At 71.2% G+C, this 468-nt stretch carries 1 protein-coding gene; it reads left to right on the top strand.

Features of this window, described 5'->3' with window-relative positions; translation table 11 throughout:
* Positions 1-147: 147 nt before the first annotated feature.
* Positions 148-468: toll/interleukin-1 receptor domain-containing protein (locus U9983_RS27270; protein ID WP_322756760.1), on the top strand; the 321-nt coding region annotated here is incomplete at its 3' end.

Here is a 468-nt window from a genome sequence, read left to right as displayed (position 1 = left end):
GCGGCCTGAAGGCCCTGGCAGGGGGCGCCCGCAGGCGGGACGGGCAGCCCCGCAGGAACCCCGTCTCGGGTGGCTGGTCGGGTGCCGAAGGTGGCGATCGGCGGCGTAGAGTGCCGGCCAGTCGTCCTGTCTAGACGGGGGTGGGCGGTGGCAGACGTTTTCGATGTGTTCGTCTCCTACGGGCATGGCGACCAGCCGTGGGTGCGGGTGCTCGCGGAGAACCTGGAACGCGCCGGCCTGCACGTCTTCTACGACGAGTGGGACATCCTGCCCGGGGACGTGCTGGTCCACCGGCTGGACGCCGGTATCCGCGGATCGGCACACGGGATTGTGGTGGTCAGCCCGCACGCGCTGTCGCGGCCGTGGGTTGCCGCCGAGTATGCGGCGATGCTGACCCGCACGGTCGCCGGCGAGCAGCGGCTCATCCCGGTGCTGTTGGAAGACGCGGACCTGCCGCCGTTTTTGGCC

The sequence above is a fragment of the Protofrankia sp. Cas3 genome, from assembly GCF_963555955.1.
Lineage (GTDB): Bacteria > Actinomycetota > Actinomycetes > Frankiales > Frankiaceae > Protofrankia.
Note: the sequence above shows the minus strand (reverse complement) of the source record. Positions and strands in the feature narration are given on the sequence as shown.